This is a genomic window from Micromonospora andamanensis (assembly GCF_016863495.1).
Taxonomy (GTDB): Bacteria; Actinomycetota; Actinomycetes; order Mycobacteriales; family Micromonosporaceae; genus Micromonospora; species Micromonospora andamanensis.
This window is the reverse complement of sequence record NZ_BOOZ01000002.1, coordinates 245067-270136: the sequence shown is the minus strand read 5'-3', so window position 1 is coordinate 270136 and position 25070 is coordinate 245067. Positions and strand designations below refer to the sequence as shown.

20 protein-coding genes are annotated in these 25070 nt (G+C 71.9%); 4 read left to right on the top strand and 16 right to left on the bottom strand.

What is annotated here, in order from left to right:
* Positions 1-93: 93 nt before the first annotated feature.
* The 10 genes from Van01_RS01855 to ftsY form a co-directional block, all read right to left on the bottom strand.
* Entirely contained in the window at positions 94-741 is a 648-nt protein-coding gene (locus Van01_RS01855) for a ribonuclease FAU-1 family protein (RefSeq protein ID WP_203998443.1), read from the bottom strand.
* A 127-nt stretch (positions 742-868) separates the two neighbouring features.
* On the bottom strand, positions 869-2275 hold the full coding sequence (proS, locus tag Van01_RS01850) for a proline--tRNA ligase (protein WP_203998440.1): 1407 nt from the start codon (positions 2273-2275) through the stop codon (positions 869-871).
* 139 nt (positions 2276-2414) lie between these two features.
* Entirely contained in the window at positions 2415-3494 is a 1080-nt protein-coding gene (locus tag Van01_RS01845) for an amidohydrolase family protein (RefSeq protein ID WP_203998437.1), read from the bottom strand.
* 18 nt (positions 3495-3512) lie between these two features.
* Complete coding sequence (locus Van01_RS01840; RefSeq protein WP_203998421.1) at positions 3513-4100, bottom strand: Uma2 family endonuclease; 588 nt, start codon at positions 4098-4100, stop codon at positions 3513-3515.
* A 66-nt stretch (positions 4101-4166) separates the two neighbouring features.
* Positions 4167-5738: a signal recognition particle protein gene (gene ffh, locus Van01_RS01835; protein WP_203998418.1), complete on the bottom strand. Its 1572-nt coding sequence runs from the start codon at positions 5736-5738 to the stop codon at positions 4167-4169.
* Between the two features lie 207 nt (positions 5739-5945).
* Positions 5946-8309 carry a [protein-PII] uridylyltransferase gene (locus Van01_RS01830; RefSeq protein WP_203998415.1) on the bottom strand — a complete coding sequence of 788 codons (2364 nt, stop codon included), beginning with the start codon at positions 8307-8309 and terminating at the stop codon, positions 5946-5948.
* A 12-nt stretch (positions 8310-8321) separates the two neighbouring features.
* Positions 8322-8660, bottom strand: coding sequence for a P-II family nitrogen regulator (locus tag Van01_RS01825; protein ID WP_199172388.1), 339 nt, complete (start codon positions 8658-8660; stop codon positions 8322-8324).
* 25 nt (positions 8661-8685) lie between these two features.
* Positions 8686-10050 carry an ammonium transporter gene (locus Van01_RS01820; protein WP_203998412.1) on the bottom strand — a complete coding sequence of 455 codons (1365 nt, stop codon included), beginning with the start codon at positions 10048-10050 and terminating at the stop codon, positions 8686-8688.
* Positions 10051-10249: 199 nt separating this feature from the next.
* Entirely contained in the window at positions 10250-11113 is an 864-nt protein-coding gene (locus tag Van01_RS01815; protein WP_203998409.1) for an aminoglycoside phosphotransferase family protein, read from the bottom strand.
* 6 nt (positions 11114-11119) lie between these two features.
* On the bottom strand, positions 11120-12307 hold the full coding sequence (gene ftsY, locus Van01_RS01810) for a signal recognition particle-docking protein FtsY (RefSeq protein WP_099847167.1): 1188 nt from the start codon (positions 12305-12307) through the stop codon (positions 11120-11122).
* Positions 12308-12492: 185 nt separating this feature from the next.
* Between ftsY and Van01_RS01805 the strand changes: the two genes are divergently transcribed.
* Entirely contained in the window at positions 12493-14202 is a 1710-nt protein-coding gene (locus Van01_RS01805; protein WP_203998406.1) for an alkaline phosphatase D family protein, read from the top strand.
* A 52-nt stretch (positions 14203-14254) separates the two neighbouring features.
* Positions 14255-14776, top strand: coding sequence for a DinB family protein (locus tag Van01_RS01800; RefSeq protein WP_203998404.1), 522 nt, complete (start codon positions 14255-14257; stop codon positions 14774-14776).
* Positions 14777-14902: 126 nt separating this feature from the next.
* Here Van01_RS01800 and Van01_RS01795 read toward each other — a convergent pair whose 3' ends face one another.
* The 3 genes from Van01_RS01795 to Van01_RS01785 form a co-directional block, all read right to left on the bottom strand.
* The gene (locus tag Van01_RS01795; protein WP_203998401.1) at positions 14903-15523 is read right to left on the bottom strand and encodes an HAD family hydrolase; all 621 of its coding nucleotides are present in this window, start codon (positions 15521-15523) and stop codon (positions 14903-14905) included.
* Positions 15523-19137, bottom strand: coding sequence for a chromosome segregation protein SMC (smc, locus tag Van01_RS01790; RefSeq protein WP_203998397.1), 3615 nt, complete (start codon positions 19135-19137; stop codon positions 15523-15525). Before smc ends, Van01_RS01795 begins: the two co-directional genes overlap by 1 nt.
* A gap of 277 nt (positions 19138-19414) precedes the next feature.
* Positions 19415-19609 (bottom strand): hypothetical protein, encoded by a 195-nt coding sequence (locus Van01_RS01785; RefSeq protein ID WP_093401709.1) that lies wholly within the window; start codon positions 19607-19609, stop codon positions 19415-19417.
* 371 nt (positions 19610-19980) lie between these two features.
* Here Van01_RS01785 and Van01_RS01780 point away from each other — a divergent pair, with 371 nt between their 5' ends.
* Both Van01_RS01780 and Van01_RS01775 read left to right on the top strand, forming a co-directional pair.
* Positions 19981-21294, top strand: a complete 1314-nt coding sequence (locus Van01_RS01780; protein ID WP_203998384.1) for a CAP domain-containing protein — start codon at positions 19981-19983, stop codon at positions 21292-21294.
* A gap of 108 nt (positions 21295-21402) precedes the next feature.
* Positions 21403-22245, top strand: coding sequence for an endo alpha-1,4 polygalactosaminidase (locus tag Van01_RS01775; RefSeq protein WP_203998381.1), 843 nt, complete (start codon positions 21403-21405; stop codon positions 22243-22245).
* A gap of 109 nt (positions 22246-22354) precedes the next feature.
* On the opposite strand, the gene mutM is transcribed toward Van01_RS01775, so the two are convergent.
* The 3 genes from mutM to Van01_RS01760 are packed head-to-tail and all read right to left on the bottom strand — an operon-like array spanning position 22355 to position 24958.
* The gene (mutM, locus tag Van01_RS01770) at positions 22355-23206 is read right to left on the bottom strand and encodes a bifunctional DNA-formamidopyrimidine glycosylase/DNA-(apurinic or apyrimidinic site) lyase (RefSeq protein WP_203998378.1); all 852 of its coding nucleotides are present in this window, start codon (positions 23204-23206) and stop codon (positions 22355-22357) included.
* A complete protein-coding gene (rnc, locus tag Van01_RS01765) occupies positions 23199-24008 on the bottom strand; it encodes a ribonuclease III (RefSeq protein WP_203998375.1) in 810 nt (269 codons plus the stop codon). Before rnc ends, mutM begins: the two co-directional genes overlap by 8 nt.
* Complete coding sequence (locus tag Van01_RS01760) at positions 24005-24958, bottom strand: phosphate acyltransferase PlsX (RefSeq protein WP_239098819.1); 954 nt, start codon at positions 24956-24958, stop codon at positions 24005-24007. The genes rnc and Van01_RS01760 overlap by 4 nt, the downstream gene beginning before the upstream one ends.
* Positions 24959-25070: the final 112 nt, after the last annotated feature.

Here is a 25070-nt window from a genome sequence, read left to right as displayed (position 1 = left end):
CATTCTGCCAGATCCCGTCCGGAACACTGACACCGCACCGGCCAGGGGTCACCCGAGGCAGGCCGGACGTGACGAGGAACACACGCGTCGAGGTCAGCGGACCGGAGGGCGGTCCCAGCCTGCGGGCAGGCCGTCCGGCACCGTCCAATGCGCTGGCGGGGTGAAGTCGCACCAGGTGCCGTCGAAGGGGAAGACCCCGGCCTCGGCCAGCGCGATCACCCGTTTACCCTCGGCCCGCACCGCCGCTTCGTCGGTCACCCAGTAGTGCTCCGGGAAGGCGAGCCGCTCGACGAACTCGTCCTCGTCCTTCCACTCCCAACTGCGGTCCGGGCGGACCCACACGTCGAGATCCTGGTCGACGATGTCGACGCCGCCCAGCTCGCCGTCGTCCCACCGGACGCCGGGTTCCTCCAGGTTGACGTACCAGCCGGCGAAGCGGCCCCGCACGTCGCGGAACCACCAGACGGAGTGGGCCGCCCCGATGGGCAGGAACTTCAACAGCGGCGGGCCGTTCCAGTGGCCCTGCGCCAGCCGGAAGGTCGGAGTCAGCCACTCCTGGAAGGGCACCGCCCGCATACCCAGCCCGGCCTCGTTGACCTCGCCGGCCACCGGGGTGCCCTCGGCCACCCAGAGCAGCAGCCCCCGCTCGTCGTCGCTGACCACCCGGGCCGGCCGCACCCAGCCGATCCGCCCCCGCCGCACATTGCGGTGCACGACCAACCGACCCGGCTCGAACCTCACGCCCCCGACCCTACCGCCCCACCCGCCCAACCCCTGTTGACCATGAGGTTAGCGGCAGTTCAAGAGATCAACTTCGCCGTTAACCTCATGATCAAACAGGCGCGGGGTGGGGGTGGGGTGGGGCGGGTTAGTAGGCGCGGGCGAGGATGGCGCGGAGGTCGGGCTCGTCCTCGGTGTCGGGGACGGAGTTGTCGGCGCGGACCAGGCAGCGGACGGTGACGCCCTGGGCGTTGGCCTTCGCCTCGCCGTCGGTGCCGACGACGGACCACGGGACGCGGGCCCAGCCGGTGGTTGCTGCCTCCAGTGCCTCGTCGAGCGTCGCCACGTCGACAGTGCGCGACTCGCGGAAGGCCAGCGCCTGGTCGTGCAGCGCCCGCTGGTCGGCGTCCAGGGCGGCGAGCACCGCACCGACCACGTCCGCCACCGGCGTGGGCGCCTTCGAGCCGTCCGTACGGCGGACCACCACCGCGTTGCCGGCGGCCAGGTCGCGGGGACCGACCTCGACGCGTACCGGATAGCCGCGCAGCTCGGCGTCGACGGCCCGGCGGCCGAACGGGGTGTCGGTGCGGTCGTCGAGCGTGACCCGGACGCCGGCGTCCCGCAGCGCGTCGCGCAGCTTGGCCGCCGCCTCGGAGACGCCGTCACCGTCCTTGACCACCATGACGTACGCCTGGGTCGGCGCCAGCTTCGGCGGCACCCGCAGCCCGTTGTCGTCGCCGTGGCACATGATCAGGCCGCCCAGCATCCGGGTCGAGGTGCCCCAGGAGGTCGTCCAGGCGTGCTCCCGGCCACCTTCAGCCGAGGAGTAGCTGATGTCGAACGCCTTGGCGAAGTTCTGGCCCAGCTCGTGGCTGGTGCCGAGCTGGAGCGCCTTACCGTCGCCCATCATGCCTTCGCAGGTGTAGGTGGCGGTCGCCCCGGCGAAGCGTTCGCGAGCGGTCTTGAGCCCGACCACCACCGGGATGCCGAGCACGCTCACCATCAGGTCCTCGTACGCCTCGTGCAGGATCTTGCGGGCGTAGGCACGGGCGTCCTCGCGGGTGGCGTGCGCGGTGTGCCCCTCCTGCCAGAGGAACTCACTGGTCCGCAGGAACACCCGGGGGCGCAGCTCCCAGCGGACCACGTTGGCCCACTGGTTGAGCAGCAGCGGCAGGTCCCGGTACGAGTCGATCCACTTGGCCATGAACTCGCCGATGACCGTCTCGCTGGTGGGCCGCACCACGACCGGTTCGGCGAGCTGCTTGCCGCCACCGTGGGTGACCACCGCCAGCTCGGGCGAGAAGCCCTCGACGTGCTCGGCCTCGCGCTTGAGGTAGCTCTCCGGGATGAACAGCGGGAAGTACGCGTTCTCCGCCCCGGCGGCCTTGATCCGGTCGTCCATCTCGGCCTGCATGCGCTCCCAGATGGCATAGCCGGCCGGTCGGATCACCATGGTCCCCCGTACCGGCCCGTTGTCGGCCAGCTTCGCCTTAGCGATCAGGTCCTGGTACCACCGAGGGAAGTCCTCAGCCCGGGGAGTAAGCACACGCGCCATGACCGCACATCCTATGCGCCCACCCATTCCCGCACCCTCTGCCCCGCCTCTCTCAGCTTTGATCATGAAGTTGTTGCCGCTCCGTCCCGCGTGTCGCGACAACAACTTCATGGTCAACGGGGTGGTCGGGGGCCGGGGATCAGGGGAGGGGGTGGCCGCGGAGGATGAGGTGGGTGGGGGTGCGGAGGGTGTTGAGGTCGGCGCGGGGGTCTTCGGGGTAGATGGAGAGGTCGGCCAGGCCGCCTTCGACCAGGCCGGGGAGGCCCAGCCATTCGCGGGCGGACCAGGAGGCGGCGGCGAGGACGTCCAGCCTGGACATGCCGGCCTGTTCGTGCAGCAGGAGCATCTCCTCGACGGCGAGGCCGTGGTCGATGCCACCGCCGGCGTCGGTGCCGACGTAGATCGGCACGCCTGCCTCGTACGCGGCCCGTACCACCTGCGGGAAGCGGTCGCGCAGGGCGAGCATGTGTTCGGCGTACCCGGGGAACTTGGCCCGCGCCTGGTCGGCGATGTGACCGAAGGTACGGATGTTGATCATCGTGGGGATCAACGCGGTGCCCTGCCGTGCCATCAGGTCGATCAGGTCGAGACTGAGCCCGGTGCCGTGCTCGACCGAGTCCACCCCGGCCCGCACCATGATCTCCACCGCCGACTCACTGAAGGTGTGCACGGCCGCGCGTACCCCTGCGGCGTGGGCGGCGGCGACAGCGGCGGTCATCGTGTCGGCGTCCCAGGCCGGCGCCAGGTCACCGACGCCCCTGTCGATCCAGTCCCCGACCAGCTTCACCCACCCGTTGCCGGCGGCGGCCTGTTCCGCCACGGTCGCGGCCACCTCGGCGGCACCGACCTCCACGCCGATGTCGCGCAGGTACCGCTTGGGCGGTGCCACGTGCCGGCCGGCCCGGACCAGCCGGGGCAGGTCGGGTTCGTCATCCAGTTCCGGGTACGGGAAGGGCGAGCCCGCGTCCCGCAGGGCCAGCACCCCGGCGTCCCGGTCGATTCGGGCCAGGGTGCGTGCCTGGTCCAGCGAGGTGATCGGTGCGCCACCCCGGGCGATGCCGATGTGGCAGTGCGCGTCCACCAGGCCGGGCAGGATGAAACCGCCGTCCGCGACCGTCTCCGCGCCCGGCACCGGGTCGAAGGTCACCCGATCGCCGACCAGCCACAGATCGCGTACCTCGTCGTCCGGCAGGAGCACACCGCGCACATGCAGAGCCATGCGCACAGTCCTACCCGATCACTCCCCGTCGCGCGCCAGAAGCCCGGCCCGCCGCACGGTAAGCGCGGGCAGATCCACCGACACCTTCCAGGGTCGCTCACTCACGAAAAGGTCCTCGGTGTGGGTCGCGACCTCGTAGTCTCCGGACGCGCTGAGGGCGTACTCGGTGAGCGTCATCTTCTCGTGCAGCGGGTCCACCACCCAGTAGGTGCGGACCCCGGCGTGGGCGTAGACCTTGGCCTTGTCGTACAGGTCGCGGAAGGTCGAGGTGGGCGAGATGACCTCGACGGCGAGCAGCGCGTCCTCGACCGGGACGGGCGAGCGGTTGGCGTGCTCGCGGCGGATGGCGACCACGTCGGGTCGGGGTTCGTTGCGCCTGTCGATCCGCATCGACAGGTCGATGCTGACCAGGTAGTCGGGTGGGCAGTTGACTCTGAGCGCGAGCAGCAGCTCGACACAGAGGTCCTGATGCAGCGCGGTCGGCGACGGCACGATCAACCTTCCGTTGACCAGTTCGTACGGAAGGTCCTCCGGCAGCTCGCCGAGGTCGTCGACCGTCCACTCCGAGCGCTCGGGTGGGATGGGCAGCATGGGGGCCACGGTCATGACTCCTCCTTCCAGGGGCAGCATCACCCTAGGTGCTGGTCGCGCCACCCGCCGTCACCGACACGCTCAGCGCGGTGGCTTGCCGTCCTTGCCGAGCTTGTTGAAGTCGATCTTCGGCAGCTTGAAGCCGGGCGGCAGGCCCTGACCGGCGGCCAGGTCGTCCGGGTTCATCCCCGGCGGGAGCTGCGGCATGCCGCCCGGGAAGCCGCCCGGGAGCCCGCCCTGCACGCCCCGGGTGCCGGCGCCGCTGCGCGGCCGGTTGCCGCCCTTGGTGCCCTTGCGCTTGTTCTTCGGCGACTTGGTCGCCTTGCGCCGGCCGGCGCCGGGCAGGCCCATCATGCCGCCCATCTGCTTCATCATCTTCTGCGCGTCGGTGAAGCGGTTGAGCAGCTGGTTCACGTCCATCACCGTCACGCCGGAGCCGTTGGCGATCCGGGCCCGCCGGGAACCATTGATGATCTTCGGATTGGTCCGCTCGGCCGGGGTCATCGACCTGATGATCGCGGTGATCCGGTCGAAGTGCTTGTCGTCCAGCTCGGCGAGCTGGTCCTTCACCTGCCCCATGCCCGGCATCATGGCCAGCACGTTGGCGATCGGCCCCATCCGGCGTACCGCGATGAGCTGGTCGAGGAAGTCCTCCAGGGTGAACTGCTCGCCGCCCATCAGCTTGGCGGTCATCTTCTCCTTCTGATCGGTGTCGAAGGCCGCCTCGGCCTGCTCGATCAGAGTGAGAACGTCGCCCATGCCGAGGATCCGGCTCGCCATCCGGTCGGGGTGGAAGACGTCGAAGTCCTCCAGCTTCTCGCCGGTGGAGGCGAAGAGGATCGGTTGCCCGGTCACCTCACGGACCGACAGCGCGGCACCACCACGGGCGTCGCCGTCGAGCTTGGAGAGGACCACGCCGGTGATGCCGACGCCGTCGCGGAACGCCTCGGCCGTCCGCACCGCGTCCTGGCCGACCATCGCGTCGATAACGAAGATGACCTCGTCGGGGTCGACCGCGTCGCGGATGTCGGCGGCCTGCTGCATCATCTCCGCGTCGATGCCGAGCCGGCCGGCGGTGTCGACGATGACGACGTCCCGGGCGGCCCGCCGGGCGTGCTCGATGGAGGACTTGGCCACCTGCACCGGGTCGCCGACGCCGTTGCCGGGCTCCGGGGCGTACACCTCGACGCCGGCGCGGCCACCGAGCACCTGGAGCTGCCCGACGGCGTTGGGACGTTGCAGGTCGGCGGCGACAAGCAGCGGCTGGTGACCCTGGGCCTTGAGCCAGCGGGCCAGCTTGCCGGCGAGCGTAGTCTTACCGGAGCCCTGGAGGCCGGCCAGCATGATCACTGTAGGCGGCTGCTTGGCGAACTGGAGGCGCCGACCCTCGCCGCCCAGTACGGCGATCAGTTCCTCGTTGACGATCTTGATGATCTGCTGGGCCGGGTTGAGCGCCTGGGAGACCTCCGCGCTGCGCGCCCGCTCCTTGACGTTCGCGATGAAGCCCTTGACCACCGGCAGCGCGACGTCCGCCTCCAGCAGCGCGAGGCGGATCTCGCGCGCGGTGGCGTCGATGTCGGCGTCGGTGAGACGTCCCTTGCCGCGGAGCTTGGTGAAGATCCCGGAGAGGCGGTCACTCAAGGTGTCAAACACGCGAACATCCCGTTTGTCAGTGTTCCGGCGAGCACGAACGAGGCCGGGAGAGCTGTCCGACCACCGCTAGGGTAGCCCGCCACCCACACCCCCGCTCCCGGCCGGCCACCCCACCCCTGGGGCAGGGGTGCCGCGAACTGTGGCAGTTACGGTCGCCGACACGCCGCCCGGTTGACACCGTCACTGCCACAGATCCTTCGTGCGGGCTCAGACGGCGGCGAGGACCGCTGCTTCGAGCCGGGCCCGTTCGTCCTCCGGTGGCCAGCCGCCGACCAGGTAGAAGGCGTCGACGACGTCGCCGCCGAGGGTGGCGATCCGGGCCGCCCGGACCTGGGCGCCGGCCGCGTCCAGCGCACTTGTCACCCGGTAGAGCAGGCCGGCGGCATCGGCGGCACGCAGTTCCAGCAGTACCGCGTCGGTGGCGGCGTCGCGGTGCCAGACCACCCGCGGTTGGGCCCCGGCCCCCCGTGCGGCCAGGGCCCGACCGCGTAGCCGCTGGGTCACCGACACGTCGCCACGCACCGCGCGGCGCAGGTCAGCGCTCAGCGCCACCGGATCCGGGGCCAGGCCGTAGCGCGGCTGCACCCGGCACTGCACCAGGGCCCGCCCGTCCACTGTCGAGGCGTCGGCGGCGAGCACCTCCAGCCGGTGCAGGGCCAGGCAACCGGCGACGGTCGCGAGCAGGCCGCGCCGGTCCGCCGCGGCCACCGCCACCCGGTCTCCGGTCAGGTGTACGACCGGCAGCGGCCCGGCCACCAGCGCCGGGTCCGGTGCCGGCGGGGCGGGTACGTCGCCCGTGTCGAGGGTGGTGCGGACCCGGGCGACCAGCTCGGCCACCAACCGGCCCTTCCAGTCCGACCAGGCGGCCGGGCCGGTTGCCGCGGCGTCGGCGCGGACCAGCGCGTACAGCAGGTCGAGGGTGGTCACGTCGCCTACCGACTCGGCCACCCGGGCGATGGTGACCGGGTCGGACAGGTCCCGCCGGGTGGCCACCTCGGGCAGCACCAGGTGCAGCCGGACCAGCGTGCCGATCAGCGCCGCCTCGGCCGGCGGCAGGCCGATCCGGGTGGCGATCCCCTGGGCTATCGGTGCGCCCACCACACTGTGGTCACCGGGGAGCCCCTTGCCGACGTCGTGCAGCAGCGCGCCGAGCAGCAGCAGGTCGGGACGATCCACGTCGCGGGTGTGCCGGCTGGCCTCGGCGGCCGTCTGCACCAGGTGCCGGTCCAGGGTGAACCGGTGCACCGGGTTGTGCTGGGGCAGGCTGCGCAGCCGGGTCCACTCCGGCAACCATCTGTCGACAAGTCCGTACCTGTCGCAGGTCTCCCAGGCCGGGATCATGCCGGCGCCGGCACCGAGCAGCGTGGTCAGGGCGGCGCGGGCCTCGGCCGGCCACGGCGTCGGCAGCGGCGGGCAGTACGCGGCAAGCCATTCGCAGGTGGCCCGCGCGATCGGCAGCCCGGTGGTCGCCGCCGCCGCGGCCACCCGCAGCGACAGGCTGGCGTCGGGGCGGGCACCGATGGCGGTACGGGCCAGTACCAGTTCGCCGTCGTGCTCGACCACGTCCCGGGCGACCGGGCGGCGCAGTGGACGTCCGTCGGCGCCCCGACGGCGACCTGATCGGAGCCGGTCGGCGGCGCGGAAGGCGTCGTCCAGGGCGTGGCTGACGGTCCGGGCGTCGCCCGCGACCCGGCGCAGCAGGGTGTCGCCGTCCCCGTCCTCGGCACGCGCCTCGGGTGACGTGCCGGCAGGCTGCGGCGGCACCGCGCCCGACGGGCCGCCCTCGGCGGTCCCGGACGGTGTCCGGCGCAGGCCGAGCAGGGCGGCCACCCCGTCGCGTTCCTGGGCGAGCAGCCTGTCGATGCGCCGGCCGACCTGCTGGTGCAACGCGTCGCGGGTGTCCAGCAGCCGCAGGTGTGCGGCGTGCACGGCGGGTCGTAGCGCGTCGGTGATCCCGGCGGTGGCGATGGCCCGCAGGATGCCCACGTCGCGCAGGCCCCCGGCCGCCTCCTTGAGGTCGCCCTCCAGCAGGTGGGCCAGTTCGCCATGGGCCTGCCAGCGGGCGGCGCTGCTTTCCCGCAGCGGCGCGAGTTGGCGGACGGCGGTCCGCCGCCAGTGGTCGGCCGCGCTGCTGACAAGCGTGTCGGCAAGATCCGGGTCACCGGCGACGAGCCGGGCGTCGAGCAGCCCGAGGGCCACCTTGACGTCGTCCTGGGCGACCGACAGCGCCTCGGCGACGGTGCGGACCGAATGGTCCAGCCGCAGCCCGGCGTCCCAGATCGGGTACCACAGGGCGGCGGCCAGTTCGTCGATGCCGGGCACCCCGGCGTGCACAAGCACCAGGTCGAGGTCGCCGTAGGGGGCGCACTGCCGCCGACCCAACCCGCCGACCGCGAGCAGCGCGACGCCCGGCCGGGCCGGCAGCAGCCGGGCCAGCCAGGCGTCGTACGCGTCGGCCCGGGCCCGGCGCGCCGCCGCGCCGACCCCGGCCGGTACGCCGACGACCTCGTTGACCAGAAGGTCAGCGCTACCCGGGGGTTCCGAGGCTGTCCTACTGGTCAACGAGGTCATCGATGCTCCGTCCTACAGTGCGTCCAGGCCGCGCTCGCCGGTACGGACCCGGACGACCTCCTCGACGGCGGTCACCCAGACCTTGCCGTCACCGATCTTGCCCGTCCGGGCGGCCGACACGACCGCGTCGACGATCTTGTCGACGTCGATCTCGTCGGTGAGCACCTCCACCCGGATCTTGGGCAGGAACTCGACGGTGTACTCGGCGCCCCGGTAGACCTCGGTGTGGCCCTTCTGCCGGCCGTAGCCCTGGACCTCACTCACCGTCAACCCGGCCACGCCCAGCGTGTGCAGGGCCTCCTTGACGGCGTCCAACTGGTGCGGCTTGATGACCGCGGTCACCAGCTTCATGTCCAACCCCTCCATTCGCAGAACGTTAGCCGGCGACCTTTTCGCTTACCGGTTCGGTGGGCTCGGTCTTCGGCGCGACCGAGGTACCGATGCCCGCGGCGGCGAACGCGCCACCGCCGCCACCCGTGGAGCTGAACTCGTACGCGCTCTCCGCGTGCTCGGCGTTGTCGATGCCCTCGACCTCGGCGTCGGCGCTGGCGCGGAAGCCGATCGTCTTGTCGATCACGAAGCCGATGAGGTAGGCGACCACGAACGAGTACGCCAGCACGGCCACCGAACCGAGCGCCTGCTTGCCCAGCAGCGTCACGCCGCCACCGTAGAGCAGACCGTCGTTGCCCTCACCGGCCAGCACCTCCATCGCCAGGAAGCCGATGAGCAGCGAGCCGATGATGCCGCCGACCATGTGCACGGCGACCACGTCGAGCGAGTCGTCGTACTTGAGGCGGTACTTGAGGCCGACGGCCAGCGCGCAGACGACACCGGCGATGACGCCGAGCGCGATGGCACCGAGCGGCTCCAGGAAGGCACAGGCCGGGGTGATGGCGACCAGGCCGGCGATGGCGCCGGACGCCGCACCGAGGGTGGTGGGCTTGCCGTCCCGCAGCTTCTCCACAAGCAGCCAGCCGAGCACCGCGGCTGCGGTGGCGACCTGGGTGTTGATGAAGGCGACAGCGGCGGTGCCGTTGGCGGCGAGCGCCGATCCGGCGTTGAAGCCGAACCAGCCGAACCACAGCAGGCCGGCACCGAGCAGCACCATCGGCAGGTTGTGCGGCTTGAAGCTGTCCTTCGGCCAGCCGACCCGGCGGCCGAGCACCAGTGCCAGGGCGAGGGCCGCGGCACCGGCGTTGATGTGCACCGCAGTGCCACCGGCGAAGTCGAGCACGCCCAGCTCGAAGATCCAGCCACCGCCCCACACCCAGTGCGCGACCGGGAAGTAGACAAGGGTGGCCCACAGGCCGGCGAAGAGCAGCCACGGGCCGAACCTGGCCCGGTCGGCGATCGCGCCGCTGATCAGCGCGACCGTGATGACGGCGAACATCAGCTGGAAGCCGGCGAAGAGCAGGTCGGGGATGCCGCCCTCGGTGCCGCTCTCCAGCATGCCGCGAAGACCGGCAGCGGAGAGATCGCCGGTGATCCCGCCGATGTCGTCACCGAAGGCGATGCTGTAGCCGTAGAACACCCACAACAGGCTGACCAGGCCGATCGCCCCGAAGCTCATCATCATCATGTTGAGTACGGACTTGGAACGCGTCATGCCGCCGTAGAAAAGCGCCAGACCGGGCGTCATGAGCAACACCAGGGCGGCTGAAGTCAAAATCCAGGCGGTGGCACCAGAATCTAGCTCCGGCACGCTGCCTCCTCTCGGGTTGTTTTCCCTCCCTCCCGGCATCGCGCAGCATCGCCCGTACGCCGGTTGCGCGGAAGCCTGGTGGTCCGCTGTTTCACACAGGGACCCCGGCTGGTTTCCGAACCGTGACGGGTTGTTTCGGACGTGTGAAGAAAGCCGCACACCTCAGCGCTTCGACGGCTGTGGATCGGCCATTTGGTGCCGGTCTATCCCCCGATGGTCGGCAGACGCCAACGATCTCTCAGCGCAGCGCGTGCTCGAGGGCGTGTCGCTCGTAGTCGAGCAACCGCAGATCCCGCATCGGCCGGCGCAGGTGACCCTTGTGCACGATCCGGACGAAGGCCGGCTCCCCCGCCGCGGCCATCCGGCGGATGCCCTCGACGTGGTCCACGATGCGCTTGCGGATGGTCCGGATCAGCCGGTGCCGGTCACGCGGAATGAGCCCGTACGCGTCGGCGAAGAGCCGCAGCCGGCGGGGCCGGTCGGGATGCTTCCAGCCGAGCGTGATGGAGTCCCGGTCGGAGAAGATCGGCACCCAGGTCCAGGCGGCGTACGCCACGTCGTAGATCCGGGCACCGGGCGAGGCGAGGTCGAAGTCGATGAGCCCGAGGGTGCCGTCCGGTCGCCAGATCACGTTGTGCGGTGCCGCGTCGTGATGACAGATGACCTCGGTGTCCGGTGGCGGCGGGCCGAACGAGCGCCACACCGCCTGCGGCGGCGGCACGAAGCCGTACTGGGCGTCGTGGAACATCCGCAGCATGGTGGCGACGGTCACCAGGGCCTCGTCGGTGACCCAGTGCGGCGCCAACGGGTACTCGCCGCACTCCCCCTCCAGATACGACAGCACCTCACGGTTGCGCTCGTCCATGCCGAGGGCACGGGGCGCACCGGTGAACCCGACGTACTCCAGGTGACGCAGCAGGGCGTGCACCGAGGGGGTCCACGGTCCGGCGTTGCGCCGCACCGTGTCACCGACCCGCACCACGGTGCTCACGTTCCCGCCGTGCAGCGGGATCTCCTGCGAAGTCACGTACGGTCTCCCGAGGCGCTGCGACGGGTGGCTCGGGTCGCGCCAGCCCGCGTACGCGCGGTCGTCTCTGGTCACCCGAGGTTACGCGGTCTGACCGGTGGTCTCGGTACCCAGCAACGCGTCGACGAACTGCGCCGGGTCGAACGGTGCCAGGTCGTCCGGGCCCTCGCCGAGGCCGACGAGCTTCACCGGAATGCCGAGCTTGCGCTGCACGGCGATGACGATGCCGCCCTTCGCCGTGCCATCGAGCTTGGTGAGCACCACACCGGTGACGTTCACCACCTCGGTGAAGACGCGCGCCTGCTCCAGCCCGTTCTGGCCGGTGGTGGCGTCGAGCACCAGCAGTGTCTCGTCGATCGGGCCGTGCTTCTCCACCACCCGCTTGACCTTGCCCAGCTCGTCCATCAGGCCGATCTTGTTCTGAAGGCGGCCGGCGGTGTCGACGAGGACCGTGTCGACTCCGGTCTCGATGCCCCGCTTGACCGCGTCGAAGGCGACGCTCGCCGGGTCAGCGCCCTCGGGGCCGCGGACGGTCTCGGCACCGACCCGCCCGGCCCAGGTCTGCAACTGGTCGGCGGCTGCCGCCCGGAAGGTGTCGGCGGCGCCGAGCAGCACGCTGCGGCCGTCGGCGATGAGCACCCGGGCGATCTTGCCGCAGGTGGTGGTCTTGCCCGCACCGTTGACGCCGACCACCAGCAGCACCGCCGGTACGCCCTCCTTCGGCGCGGTGTGCAGCGACCGGTCCAGTCCCGGGTCGAGCGCGTTCACCAGCTCGGCCGCGAGCAGGGCACGCAGCTCGGCGACCGACCGGGTACCCAGCACCCGGGTACGCTCCCGCAGCCGGTCGACGATGTCCCGGGTGGCGTCGACGCCCACGTCAGCGGTGATCAGACTGTCCTCGATCTCCTCCCAGACGTCCTCGTCGAGCCGGTCACGGCTGAGCAGGCCGAGCAGACCCTTGCCGAAGACGTTCTGCGAGCGCGACAGTCGGGACCGCAGCCGCACCAGCCGTCCGGCGGTGGGCTCGGGCACCTCGACTGTCGGCGCCGGTGCCTCGACGACCGGCGGCTCGACCAGGACACCTGTGGACAGATCGGCCTCAGGTGCCTGCACCGGCGGGCCGGCGAGATCCTCCTCCGCCCGGGTGTCGACCTCCGTACGCGGCAGCGGCGGCTGTGGCCGTCGGCGCAGCCGCGGCACGACCAGCCCGATGCCGCCGAGGATCAGCACACCGAGCAGGGCGAGAGCGATGAGGAGGTATTCCGTCATGCCGGAATCCTGTCAGATGCCGGCGACCGCGTCTCAGCCACCGCTCCCGCCGGGCTCGGCCGTTCCCGACGTCGGTCCGCTCCCGGGAACGGTCCAGGAGGCGGCGGTAGTCTCGGCCACAGTTGGCAGTGGTGCGCCGCCGGCCGGGTAGTAAAGGATGAAGTTCTTTCGTCTGGAGGTCCGTTATGCCCGCCGAGCTGCTCATCGGCCCCTTGTTGCGCCGGGTCGTCGGCACTCGGGCCACCGTCTGGGTCGAGACCACCGCGCCGGCGGTGGTCACCGTCCGCGCGGACGACGGCGCCACCGGCACCGCACCCACCTTCAGCGCGTACGACCACCATTACGCGCTGGTGGTGGTCGAGGGGCTGACGCCGGACAGCACCACCCGGTACGAGGTGCTTGTCGACGACGAGGTGGTCTGGCCGCTGCCGGAGAGTCGCTTCCCACCAAGTGTCATCCGCACCAGGGCCGACGACGACCGGGACCAGCCGGTCCGCCTGCTCTTCGGCTCCTGTCGGGAGACCACCCAGCACGCGACCACCCGGAAGCTGCCGCCGGACGCGCTCGACGCGTACGCCCGGCGGGTGATGGCCGACCCCGACCCGGCGGCCCTGCCCGACCTGGTGGTGCTGCTCGGTGACCAGGTCTACGCCGACGAGACCTCGCCCACTGTGAAGCGGCTGCTGCGCCGTCGGCGGCGGCGTCCGGCGGGTGCCCCGAGCGACCAGGTGGTCAGCTTCGACGAGTACACGAAGCTCTATCTGGAGTCGTGGAGCGACCCGGAGATCCGCTGGCTCCTCGCCACCGTGCCAAGCGTGATGATCTTCGACGACCACGAGATCATCGACGACTGGAACACCTCGGCCTCCTGGCGGGCCGAGATGCGCGAACAGCCGTGGTGGGCCGAGCGGATCGCCAGCGGGCTGGCCTCCTACTGGGTCTACCAGCACCTGGGCAACCTCTCCCCGGACGAGATCGCGGCCGATCCGGTCTTCGCCAAGGTGAGCGCGGCGGAGGACGCCACCGGGGTGCTGCGGGAGTTCGGGGCGCGGGTGGACACCGAGGCCGACCTGGCCCACGACACCGAGCGCTGGCGGGCGGTGCAGTACCAGTGGAGCTACGCGCTCGACCTGGGGCGCACCCGCCTGGTGATGCTGGACAACAGGTGCAGCCGGGTGCTGCTCCCGGGCCGGCGGGCGATGCTGCCGCCGGGAGAGTGGTCGTGGTTCGTCGACCGCGCCCACGGCGGCTACGACCACCTGGTGGTCGGCTCCTCGCTGCCCTGGCTGCTGCCGCCCGGCATCCACCACGTCGAGACGTGGAACGAGAAGCTGGCCGACTCACCCCGTGCGTGGGTGGCCGGGCTGGGCGAACGGCTGCGCCGCGCGCTGGACCTGGAGCACTGGGCCGCGTTCCGCCGCTCGTTCGACGCGCTCGCCGAGCTGTTCGCCCGCATCGGCGCCGGTGCGCCAGGTGCGCCCGACGACCGGAAGGGCGCCGGGCCGGCGTATCCCCCACCGGCGTCGATAAGTGTGCTCTCCGGCGACGTGCACCACTCGTACGTGGCGCGGGTGCGGTTCGCCGACCCCGCTGTGCACACCCCGGTGCACCAGCTCACCTGCTCGCCGATCCACAACCAGGTGCCGGCCGGCATGCGCCCGTTGATGCGGCTCGGTTGGGCGCGCGGCCCGGCCGGGGCGGCCCGCGCCCTGGCCCGTACGGCCGGGGTCCGTAGGCCCCTGGTGAAGTGGCGCAAGCTGGCCGGTCCCTACTTCGGCAACGCGGTGGCGACGCTCACCCACGCCGGCCGTGGCGCCGAGGTGGTCATCGAGGGCACCACAGGTGACGGTCACCTGCACGAGGTCGCCCGGCACCGGCTCACCGACGGCCGCTGAACCAACCGCAAACCTGTCGCCGGTTGTCAGGCATCCAGGCCAGAATCGCCGGATGACCTGGATAGCACCGGAGATCGACCGGACCCCCGAGCCCTATGTCGGTGACGAGCGCACCATGCTGGAGGGCTGGCTGGACTATCACCGGCAGACCCTGCTGCTCAAGTGCGCGGGCCTCACCGCCGAGCAGTTGCGCACCGCCAGCGTGGCGCCGTCCGGCCTCACCCTGCTCGGGCTGGTCCGGCACCTGGCGGAGGTGGAAGCCTGGTGGTTCCGGGAGAACTTCGCGGGCGAGCCTGTCGACTACCCGTACTACACGGAAGACGATCCGGACGCCGACCTCGACGTCAGCACCGCCGACGCCGAGGCGGACTTCGCCACCTACCACCGACAGGTGGCGCTGGCCCGCGCCGCCGCCGTCGGCCGGTCGCTCGACGAGACGTTCAGGGAGGTCGGCCCGAAACAGCGGACCTTCAACCTGCGCTGGGTCTACGTCCACATGATCGAGGAGTACGCCCGGCACAACGGGCACGCCGACCTGATCCGCGAACGCATCGACGGTGTCGTCGGCGAGTGACGGAACACGCGACTGGTCGACACCGGTTGCGGCACGTCGCGGTAAACCGCCAGCGGGAGGCCGCGACATGCCGCAAGCCGGGCGTCGGAGACCGGCACGCGAGCCGTGAGCCGGGCCGACGGCGCTTCAGGCGGCCAGCACGGCGCGCAGGTAGCGAAGATCAGCCGGACCGTTCCAGCGGTACGCCGACAGCCCGGCCGCCCGGGCACCGCTTATCGCCCGGTCCTCGTCGTCGACGAAGAGCACCCGGGCCGGCGGCGTCTCCAGCGCCGCGCAGGCGGCCTGAAAGTATTCGGGCGCCGGCTTGTGCACCCCGATGGCCGAGGAGTTGACCACCACGTCCAACTCGTCGGTGAGCCCCAACGCGGCCAGGTCGGCGTCGAGCAGGTCGGTGGCATTGGTGCCCAGCCCGACCCGGATGCCGGCGGCCCTCACCTCACGGACGAACGCCAGCACCTCCGGATCGACCTCACCGCGATAGCGTTGCCACTGCGCCACCGCCGCACGGGCCCGCTCGGCGTCCCCGACGGACGGGGTGAGCGCGTCGGCCACGCTCGTCATCCAGTCGGCGTGGCTTACCTGACCGGTGAGCACGGGCTGCAACCGCCCCCACTGCATGGCGATCTCGCCGAGCACACCTGCGGAGAGGCCGTACTCCCGCTCGACACCGGCGGCCACCGCCGGGTCCCAGCGCCGCAGCACGCCGTCGAAATCCAGCAGGAGCGCCGTCGCGCGTTCCCGAGCCACTACCCGTTCTCCTCGCCGCGGCTTCGCCGCTCGTCTTCCCCGTCGGACCTGTTGAGCCGTTGACTGATCACCTGGGTGACCCCGCCGCGCATGGTCACACCGTAGAGCGCGTCGGCGATCTCCATCGTCCGCTTCTGGTGGGTGATGACGATCAGCTGGCTCTTCTCCCGCAGTTGGGCCAGCAGGGTGATAAGCCGGCCCAGATTCACGTCGTCGAGGGCCGCCTCCACCTCGTCCATAATGTAGAACGGGCTGGGCCGGGCGCGGAAGATCGCCACCAGCATCGCCACCGCGGTCAACGACCGCTCGCCGCCGGAGAGCAGGGACAGCCGCTTGATCTTCTTGCCCGGCGGGCGGGCCTCCACCTCGACGCCTGTGGTCAGCATGTCCTCCGGGTCGGTGAGGATCAACCGGCCCTCACCACCGGGGAACAGCACGGTGAAGACCTGTTCGAACTCGCGGGCGGTGTCGGCGAAGGCGCTGGCGAAGACCTCCAGGATCCGGTCGTCGACATCCTTGACCACGGTGAGCAGATCACGCCGGGTCGCCTTGAGGTCCTCCAACTGCTCGGAGAGGAACTTGTACCGCTCCTCGAGCGCCGCGAACTCCTCAAGCGCGAGCGGGTTGACCTTGCCGAGCAGGGCCAGTTCCCGTTCGGCCTTGGCGGCCCGCTTCTCCTGCACCGGGCGCTCGTAGCGGACCGGCTCGGGCACCGCCAGGCCGTCCCGCTCGGCGGCGGCCACCTCGGCCTCGGTGGGCGGCACCGGCTGGCTCGGGCCGTACTCGGCGATCAGGGTCTCGACCGTCAGCCCGAAGTCCTCGGCGGCCTTGGCCTCCAGTTGCTCGATGCGCAGCCGCTGCTCGGCGCGGGCGACCTCGTCCCGGTGCACCTGGCTGGTCAGCCGTTCCAGTTCCGCACCGAACCGCTTCGCGGCGGCCCGCACCTCCTGCAGCTCCGCCTCGCGGGTGGCCCGTTCCCGCGCCACCGCGTCGCGGTGCTCCTCAGCCCGGGCGATGCTGCTGGTGAGCTGGGTCAACGCCGCCCGCGCGCCACCGGCCACCGCGCGGGCGATGGCGGCGCCCCGGGTCCGCGCCGCGCGCCGGGCCGCCGCCCGCTCCCGGGCCGCCCGCTCGGCACCGGCCTGCCGGCGCAGCGAGTCGGCCCGGCCGGCGATCGAGGCGACCCGCTCCTCGGCGGTACGCACCGCGAGCCGGACCTCCATCTCGTTCTGCCGCGCCTGCGGCACCATGGCGGCGAGCTGGTCGCGTTCCTCCGTGGAGGGTTCCGCGTCGATCGGCGTGGCCTCGGCCAACCGCAACCGTTCCTCAAGTTCGGCGAGGCTGGTCAGGTCCCGTTCCCGGGCAGCCTCGGCGCGCGACCGGGACTCGCCGAGCCGGTCGGTCTCCGCCTTCGCCGACCGCGCGGCGGCACCCAGCTCGGCCAGCCGCCGCGCCGCGGCGTTGCGGTGGCTCTCCGCCTCCCGCTTGGCCGCCGCCGCGTGCTGCACCGCCTCCTTGGCGGTGGCCACCTCGGCGCGCGCCTCGACCAGCTGGTCCCGCAGTTCGGCGCTGGTCCGCTCGGCCGTCAGCCGGTTGGCCCGGGCCTCCTCGACCGCCGCCTGCACCTCGATGTAGCTGGGTGCCTTGGCCGACCCACCGGCCGCCGCGTACGCGCCGACCACGTCACCCTCCCGGGTGACCGCCCGCAGTTCGGGATTGTCGGTGACCACCTCGGCTGCGGCGGACAGATCCTCCACCAGCACCACGTCCCGCAGCGCCCGGTGCACCGCAGGCCGGATCTGGGCGTCGCAGTCGACCAGGTCGGGTGCCCAGTGGGCACCGTCGGGCAGCTTCGGGCGCAGCGCCTCGGCCGACCCGGACATGCCCGGCCCGGCGGGACTGCCGACGAGCAACCCGGCCCGCCCGGCGTCCGAGATCTTCAGCAGGCGCATCGCCTCCACGGCCTCGTCCACACCGGTCACCGCGACCGCGTCGGCCAGCCCGCCGAGCGCGGCGGCGAGAGCCGCCTCGTGGCCGGGAGCCACCGTGAGCAGGCCGGCGAGACCGCCCAGCAGGCCGGGCACCTGGTCGGCGCGGGCCAGCAGGGCCCCGGCGCCGTCCTTGCGGCGCAGGCCGAGGGCGAGCGCCTCCTCCCGGGCCTTCCAGGTCGCGGCGTCCTTCTCCGCTGCCCGTTCCGCGTCCGACAGGGACCGGACGGTGGCCTGTGCCTGCTCCTGGGCGGCGACGGCCTCGGCGTGCCGGGTGTCCAGGTCGGCGTTGTCGCGGTCCGCCTCGGTGGACTGCTCGGCGACCGCGTCCAGCTCGGCCTGGGCCCGCTCGGCGCGCGCCATCGCGTCGGTGTGCGCGGCGGCGAGCCGCTCGATCTCCTCACCGGCGCTCGTGGTTCGGGCCCGCGCGGAGTTGACCTGCCCGGTCAGCCGGGCCAGCCCCTCACGCCGGTCGGCGATCGCCTTCGCGGCGGCGACCAGCTCCCGCTCGGCGGCGGCGAGCTGCCGCTCCAGTTCCTGACGGTGCTCGACCGCCTCGGCGAGCCGGACCTGGTCGTCGGTGAGCGCCGCGCGCAGTTCCTCCTCCTGCTCGCGTACCCGCTCGGCCTCGGCCTCCAGTTGCTCCGGGTCGCGGCCCGGGCGCTCGTCGTCCGGGGTGGCACTGAGGTGCCGGAGTCGCTCGACCGCGAGCTGCTCGATCGAGCGGAACCGTTCCTGCAACGCGGAGAGCTTGTACCAGGTGTCCTGTGCGGCGGCCAGCAGCGGAGCGTCGGAGGCCAGCGCCTCCTCCAACTCGCCGAGGCGGAACTGCACCTCGGCGTGCTCGGCCTCGACCTGCTCGCGGCGCTGCCGGACCGCGGTCTCGTCAGCGATCTCCTTGTCCAGCGTGGTCCGCAGGGTGGCGAGGTCGTCGGCGAGCAGCCGCAACCGGGCGTCGCGCAGGTTGGCCTGGATCACGGCGGCCCGCCGGGCCACCTCGGCCTGCCGGCCGAGCGGCTTGAGCTGTCGGCGCAGCTCGGCGGTGAGGTCGGTGAGCCGGTTGAGGTTCGTCTGCATCGCGTCGAGCTTGCGCAGCGCCTTTTCCTTGCGCTTGCGGTGCTTGAGGACGCCGGCCGCCTCCTCGATGAACGCCCGCCGGTCCTCCGGCTTGGCGTGCAGCATCCCGTCGAGCCTGCCCTGCCCGACGATGATGTGCATCTCCCGGCCGATGCCGGAGTCGGAGAGCAGCTCCTGGATGTCGAGCAGGCGGCAGGAATCGCCGTTGATCTCGTACTCGCTCTCGCCGGAGCGGAACATCCGGCGGGTGATGGAGACCTCGGTGTACTCGATCGGCAGGGCACCGTCGGTGTTGTCGATGGTGAGGGTCACCTCGGCGCGGCCCAGCGGGGCCCGACCGGCGGTGCCGGCGAAGATGACGTCCTCCATCTTGCCGCCGCGCAGCGCCTTCGCGCCCTGCTCGCCGAGCACCCAGGCGATGGCGTCGACGACGTTTGACTTGCCGGAGCCGTTCGGGCCCACCACGCAGGTGATCCCCGGCTCCAGCTTGAGCGTCGTCGCGGAGGCGAAGGACTTGAAGCCCTTCACCGTCAGGCTCTTGAGATGCACCTTCTCGATCCTCGTCCGGTGGCCGCCGTACCGTCGCCCGGCTGCGCGGACCCTGGTAAACCCGCAGACTAACCCGGGACCGGGTGGCGCACGCGACGCGACCCACCTGCCGGCCCTCGGACACCGCCCGGACCGCGCCCCCGGACCGGACGGTCGACGCCTGACGGGTACGCACAGAGCTGCGCGCCGGCACATCGTGTCGGCGCGCTCAGTGCGGTGGTGCTGTTCAGTTGTGGCGACCGAATGGTGCAGTCGCTTGTGCGGCGACCAGGGTGGGTCAGGTCAGCGCGGGCTCGGCCAGACGGAGCAGATCGTCCGCCTCCGCCGCAGCCGCCGCGAGCCGATCGTTCTCGGCGCGCAGCCGCGTGACCTCGAACTCCAGTGACTGAACCCTGGCACGCAGTCGGGTGACCTCGTCGAGCAGGCGCCGGTCGGGCGCCGCACCTACGTGGCCGTAGAGGGCCTTCGCCATTTTTACTCCTTGATGTGCGCTGCCGGAGAGGCCGGCCAACGCGCGCCCATGTAAACGCGACTACCATTCCCACAATTTCTGGGCATGGCCGGGCGCGACTGGCGACACCACCATATTGAGCCGACAGCCCCTGCTTCGTCAAGTTCACGCAGGCCGTAGATCATCTCGGCGTCTGCCACACCCGTCACGGGAGGCCGCCACGAGGCGCGAACACGCTCTGTCCGGACGCCCCGACTCTACGCTCAGGAACAGCCGAACACCTCACCCGGACGTACAGGCTCCTCTTAACTCTTCCTTAGCCAGATTGCTGCTGCTCAGACGCAACACGTAGCGTCACCCCGGCCCTTAACTGACCCGTGGAGGCGACAGGCGTGCACGGCTGGAATGATCCGATCGACCCGGAGCACACCCCACGGCGACCGGAACCGCCTACCGACGATCCGGCCTGGTTGACCGATCGGCCGGCACCGCGGTCGTCCTACCTCTTCGGCGACGACCCGGAGGCCCCGCCCACGGGGTGGTACCGCGACCAGCCGACCGAGCAGTGGCGGTCCGACGCCGCGTATCCCCAGCCGGCGGCGGAGGCGTACCAGGCGACGGAGCAGCCGTACCCGCGGGCCGGACAGGACTGGTACGACAGCTCCGCCTCGTTCCAGCACGGGGCCGGGCGTCACCACCGCGACGACGACCTCACCGCCGTCCATGCCGCTGACTGGTCCACGCACCACGCCGCACCACAGGACGACCCGTACGCCTACGATGATCGGCCCGACCGGTACGCCGATCAGTCCGTCGGCTACGCCGGCCAGACCGACGCGTACGCCGAACCGGTCGTGCGTTCCCACCACCTGCCGCCGCAGACCGGGCACCGGGACCTGGCCGGAGCCGCCGAGCCGGCGCTCGAACCGCCAGGCCCGGAACGTCGCTCCCGGCGGCTGCCACGCCCTCTGGTGATGGGTGGCGCTGCCGCGGCGGCCACCCTCGTGGTGAGCATCGGCGTCGCCGCCCTCGCCCTGCCCGGCGACGACACCCCCGCCAACACCACGGCCGGCGAGGCGCCTGTCGCCAGCGCACCGGCCCTGCCGGAGGAGGACCAGGCGCTTCCGCTGGACCTGACGGAGAGCCCGAGCCCCAGCCCGAGCGTCTCCCCCAGCACCGCCACCGCGTCGCCGTCACCGAGCCGGACCACCCGGCCCAAGCCCGCGCCCTCGCGCAGCACGGCTCCCTCCCGGCTCAGCGCCGAACGCCAGGGCAGCCCGAGCCGGGCCGCCTCCGCCAGCCCGTCGTCCGCCGGGGACGACGTCTCCGCCGAGGCGGCCGAGGTGGTGGCGCTGGTGAACGCCGAGCGGGCGAAGGCCGGCTGCGACGCGCTGAGCATCGACGACAAGCTGATGACGGCGGCCCAGCGGCACAGCCAGGACCAGGCTGACCACCGGAACATGTCACACACCGGCAGCGACGGTAGCGATCCCGGCGAGCGGATCGACCGGGTCAACTACTCCTGGAGCACGTACGGCGAGAACGTCGCCTGGAACCAACGGACGCCGGCCGCCGTCATGGACGCCTGGATGAACAGCGACGGGCACCGCGCCAACATCCTCAACTGCTCCTTCACCGAGATCGGCGTCGGCGTGGCCAACAGCAACGGCCCGTACTGGACGCAGGTCTTCGCCGCACCACGCTGAGCGCGAGTCCTTGTCGGGTCTGTGCTCGTTTGACCGGGTGGGGTACGCCGAGACCCGGCGTACCGGCTCGGGCGGCCCGACGCCGCCCCGCGACCTGCGGAGCTGGCGATGCGGATCGGCCTGGGCGGGCGACCGGCCCGGTGGCTGCACCACCGGGCGCTGCCCGCCGGTCTGACGTTCACGTTGCTGGTCACGGTGACCGCCTGTCGGCCGCAACTGCCCCCGCCGGGAGCGCCGACCAGTTGGCCGGCCACCTCGGCCCGGCACTGGCAGTGGCAGTGGCAGGTGGCGGGGGTGCTCGATCCGGACGTCGAGGCGGACGTCTTCGTCCTCGACCCGGTCGACACCACCGCTGCGGAGACCGCGCAGTTGCGCTCCCGCAGCCGCAGGCTGGTCTGCCAGGTGCACATCGGGTCGGTGCATCCGGCCGATCCGGATGCCAGCCGGTATCCGGCACAGGTACGCGGCGCCACGGTGGCCCGCACCGGGCGGATCTGGTTGGACGTACGCCGGTGGGACGCCCTGCGGCCGGTGCTCGCCGACCGGTTCCGGCTCTGCCGTGGGAAGGGCTTCGGCGCTGTGGTGTTCGCCGACGCCGACGGCTACGACAAGCACTCCGGCTTCGCGCTGGAGTTCGACCACCAGTTGCAGTTCAACCGTCGGGTCGCCGCGCTGGCCCGCTCGCTCGACCTCTCCCCCGGCCTGCTGGGCGACCTGCCGCAGGTCGCCGCGCTGGCGCCGGACTTCGACTTCGCCGTCAACGAGGAGTGCGTCCGGCTGCGCCAGTGCGAGAAGCTGCTGCCCTTCGCCGACGCCGGCAAACCGGTGTTCCACGTCGAGTACACGGGTGCCACCACCGACTTCTGCGTGACAAGCATCGGCTACGGCTTCGCCTCCATCCGCAAGCACCGCACCCTCGACGCCTGGCGCCTCCCCTGCCCCTCCCCCTGACCCCACCTCACCCTTCCTCCGCGATCTTGCACTTCCGGTCGCCGAAACGTCCCCTTTGCGGCCTTCGCGGGGACAAAAACTGCAAGATCGCCGAGGAAAGGGGCGAGGGTCAGGGGCGGGGGCGGGGGCGGGGTTGGCAGCGTGGGCAGCTGTAGGACGAGCGGTTCATGAAGGGCTCGCGGCGGATCGGGGCACCGCAGCGGGGGCAGGGCTGCCCCTCCCGGCCGTACGCGTTCAACGACCTGTCGAAGTAGCCGCTCTCGCCGTTGACGTTGACGTAGAGGGCGTCGAAGCTGGTGCCACCGGCGGTGATCGCCTCCCCGAGGACGTCCCGCACGTGCGCGAGCAACCGGCGGGCGGCCGGGCCGGTGAGCGCGTCGGTGGACCGGGTGCCGTGCAGCCCCGCCCGCCACAGCGCCTCGTCGGCGTAGATGTTGCCCACGCCGGAGATCAGGCTCTGGTCGAGCAGCGCCCGCTTGACCTCGGTACGCCGTCGGCGCAGCGCGGCCACGAACTCCGCGTCGGAGAACTCCGGGTCCAGCGGGTCGCGGGCGATGTGGGCGATCTCCGCCGGCAGCATGCCGCCGCCCTCGCTGACCGACAGCCCGCCGAACGTACGCTGGTCGACGAAGCGCAGCTCAGGCCCGTCGTCGTCGAAGCGGAACCGGACCCGCAGGTGGGTCTCGTCGGGTGCGTCCGCCGGTTGCAGCAGCAGTTGCCCGGACATGCCGAGATGCCCGACGACGGCGTCGCCGCTGTCCAGTGGCAACCAGAGATACTTACCGCGCCGCCGGACATCGAGCACCTTCCGGCCGGCCAGCACGTCGGCGAAGTGCGCCCCGCCGGGCACGTGCCGACGAACCGCCCGGGGGTGGCGCACCTCCACCGTCCGAATCCGGCGGCCGGTGACCCAGCGCGACAGCCCCTGCCGGACGGTCTCCACCTCCGGCAACTCAGGCATGGTGCGCCTGGGCTTCGACCTCGCCCACCAGGTTCCGCTCGTCGTCGACAGCCACTGTCACCTGCTCGTCGGCCGAGCCGTCGGTCGTCTCAGCCTGCTCGGTGAGGGTCCGCCACGCCGACTCCGCGGCCCGCTGCTCCGCCTCCTTCTTGCTCCGCCCGTCGGCGCCGCCGTACCGGTTACCGGCGACCACCACCCACGCGGTGAAGGTCTTCAGGTGATCCGGCCCGGTCCCCTCGATCCGGTACTCCGGAACGCCGAGGCCGAGCGCGGCGGTCAACTCCTGAAGACTCGTCTTCCAGTCCAGCGCGGCGCCCCGGCCGGCGGACTCGGCCATCAGCGGGTCGAACAGCCGGTGGATCACGATGGCGGCGGTGTCCAGCCCGTACTGGAGGTAGATCGCGCCGAGCAGCGCTTCCAGGGTGTCGGCGAGGATGCTGGCCTTGTCCCGACCGCCTGTGGTCTCCTCGCCCTTGCCGAGCAGCAGGTAGGGACCGAGCCCGTCGGGGCCCAGGCCACGCGCCACGTCGGCGAGCGCGCGCATGTTGACCACACTGGCCCGCAGCTTGGCCAGCTGGCCCTCCGGCAGGTCGGGATGGTTCTCGAAGAGCGCTGTCGTGATCACCACACCCAGCACCGAGTCGCCGAGGAACTCCAGCCGCTCGTTGGTGGGCAGACCACCGTTCTCATACGCGTACGAACGGTGGGTGAGCGCGCGTTGCAGCAGTTCCGGATCCAGTGAGACGCCGAAGGCGGCCTCCAGGTGGCCGATTGCGGGCCGACGGCGCTTGTCGTTGCTCATGATGTGCGTACCTCGGTGTCGGTCGTGCGATCGGTGCGGTCCCCGGCGAGCAGCGCGGCGACCCGCTCGGTGGCGTCGCGCCGCCAGAGGTGCGCGGCCAGGGCGATGCCGGAGGCGATGTCGTCGGCGCGGGCGGCGCCGTGGCAGACGACGACGGTGCCGGCCACTCCGAGCAGCGCGGCTGCCCGGGGCGCCCCACCACCGGGCGGGGTGCCGCCGGCCATGGCGTACGCGCCTTCGACGGCTTTGAGCAGCACGTTACCGGTGAACCCGTCGGTGACCACCACATCGGCGCGCGTGCCGAGACAGACGTCGTACCCCTCGACGAGCCCGACGTAGTGGGCGTCGCCGGGCAGTGCCGCCGCGCTGAGCATGGGGTCGGCGAGCCGGCGGGCCCGGTCGCCCTTGCCCGGCTCGGTGCCCACCGAGAGCAGCCCCACCCGGGGCACGGCGATGCCGTGGCCGACCGAGGCGTAGGCGGCACCGAGTGCCGCGTGCCGAGCGAGCGTCGCCGGACTCGGCTCCAGCGAGCCACCGACGTCGAGCAGGACAACTGTGCCGGAGACGGCGGGCAGCGCGGCGGCGAGAGCCGGCCGGCGTACCTCGGGCCAGCGGCCGAGGCCGAGGGCGGCGGCAGTGACTGTCGCGCCGGTGGCGCCGGCGGAGACCAGCGCGTCGGCGTACCCGGCACGAACTGCCGTCACCGCCGCGCGGACCGTGGTCTCGGCACGCGCCGCGCTGGGGTCGTCAGCCATGTCGACGACGGAATGTGTCGGCCGGACCGTGATCCGGTCCCGTTGTGCCGGGTCCAGGGCGTCGATCAACGCGCCGGCGGCCCTGGTCGGCCCGACGAGAAGCAGGTGCAGGTCCGGGTCGTCGCACACCGCCCGCAGAGCGCCGTCCACCACGACGGCGGGAGCGTCGTCCCCGCCGAGGAGGTCAACGGCGATCCGTGCGACGCCCGCCTCCGCCTCGACGCCGGCCGGCCTGGGCCGGCCGGCGTCGGCCGAAGTTGCGGGCGACCGCCGGGGAGTGTGCGTCGCTCGACCTGTGGTCGGAGAC

Excerpts from the sequence above, each read along its gene's own strand:
- proS (WP_203998440.1), bottom strand. The coding sequence starts at position 2,275 with ATGGCGCGTGTGCTTACTCCCCGGGCTGAGGACTTCCCTCGGTGGTAC.
- Van01_RS01840 (WP_203998421.1), bottom strand. The coding sequence starts at position 4,100 with ATGACCGTGGCCCCCATGCTGCCCATCCCACCCGAGCGCTCGGAGTGG.
- Van01_RS01775 (WP_203998381.1), top strand. The coding sequence starts at position 21,403 with ATGCGGATCGGCCTGGGCGGGCGACCGGCCCGGTGGCTGCACCACCGG.
- Van01_RS01830 (WP_203998415.1), bottom strand. The coding sequence starts at position 8,309 with ATGACCTCGTTGACCAGTAGGACAGCCTCGGAACCCCCGGGTAGCGCT.
- Van01_RS01785 (WP_093401709.1), bottom strand. The coding sequence starts at position 19,609 with ATGGCGAAGGCCCTCTACGGCCACGTAGGTGCGGCGCCCGACCGGCGC.
- ftsY (WP_099847167.1), bottom strand. The coding sequence starts at position 12,307 with ATGACGGAATACCTCCTCATCGCTCTCGCCCTGCTCGGTGTGCTGATC.
- Van01_RS01845 (WP_203998437.1), bottom strand. The coding sequence starts at position 3,494 with ATGGCTCTGCATGTGCGCGGTGTGCTCCTGCCGGACGACGAGGTACGC.
- Van01_RS01800 (WP_203998404.1), top strand. The coding sequence starts at position 14,255 with ATGACCTGGATAGCACCGGAGATCGACCGGACCCCCGAGCCCTATGTC.
- Van01_RS01820 (WP_203998412.1), bottom strand. The coding sequence starts at position 10,050 with ATGCCGGGAGGGAGGGAAAACAACCCGAGAGGAGGCAGCGTGCCGGAG.
- mutM (WP_203998378.1), bottom strand. The coding sequence starts at position 23,206 with ATGCCTGAGTTGCCGGAGGTGGAGACCGTCCGGCAGGGGCTGTCGCGC.
- Van01_RS01805 (WP_203998406.1), top strand. The coding sequence starts at position 12,493 with ATGCCCGCCGAGCTGCTCATCGGCCCCTTGTTGCGCCGGGTCGTCGGC.
- Van01_RS01825 (WP_199172388.1), bottom strand. The coding sequence starts at position 8,660 with ATGAAGCTGGTGACCGCGGTCATCAAGCCGCACCAGTTGGACGCCGTC.
- rnc (WP_203998375.1), bottom strand. The coding sequence starts at position 24,008 with ATGAGCAACGACAAGCGCCGTCGGCCCGCAATCGGCCACCTGGAGGCC.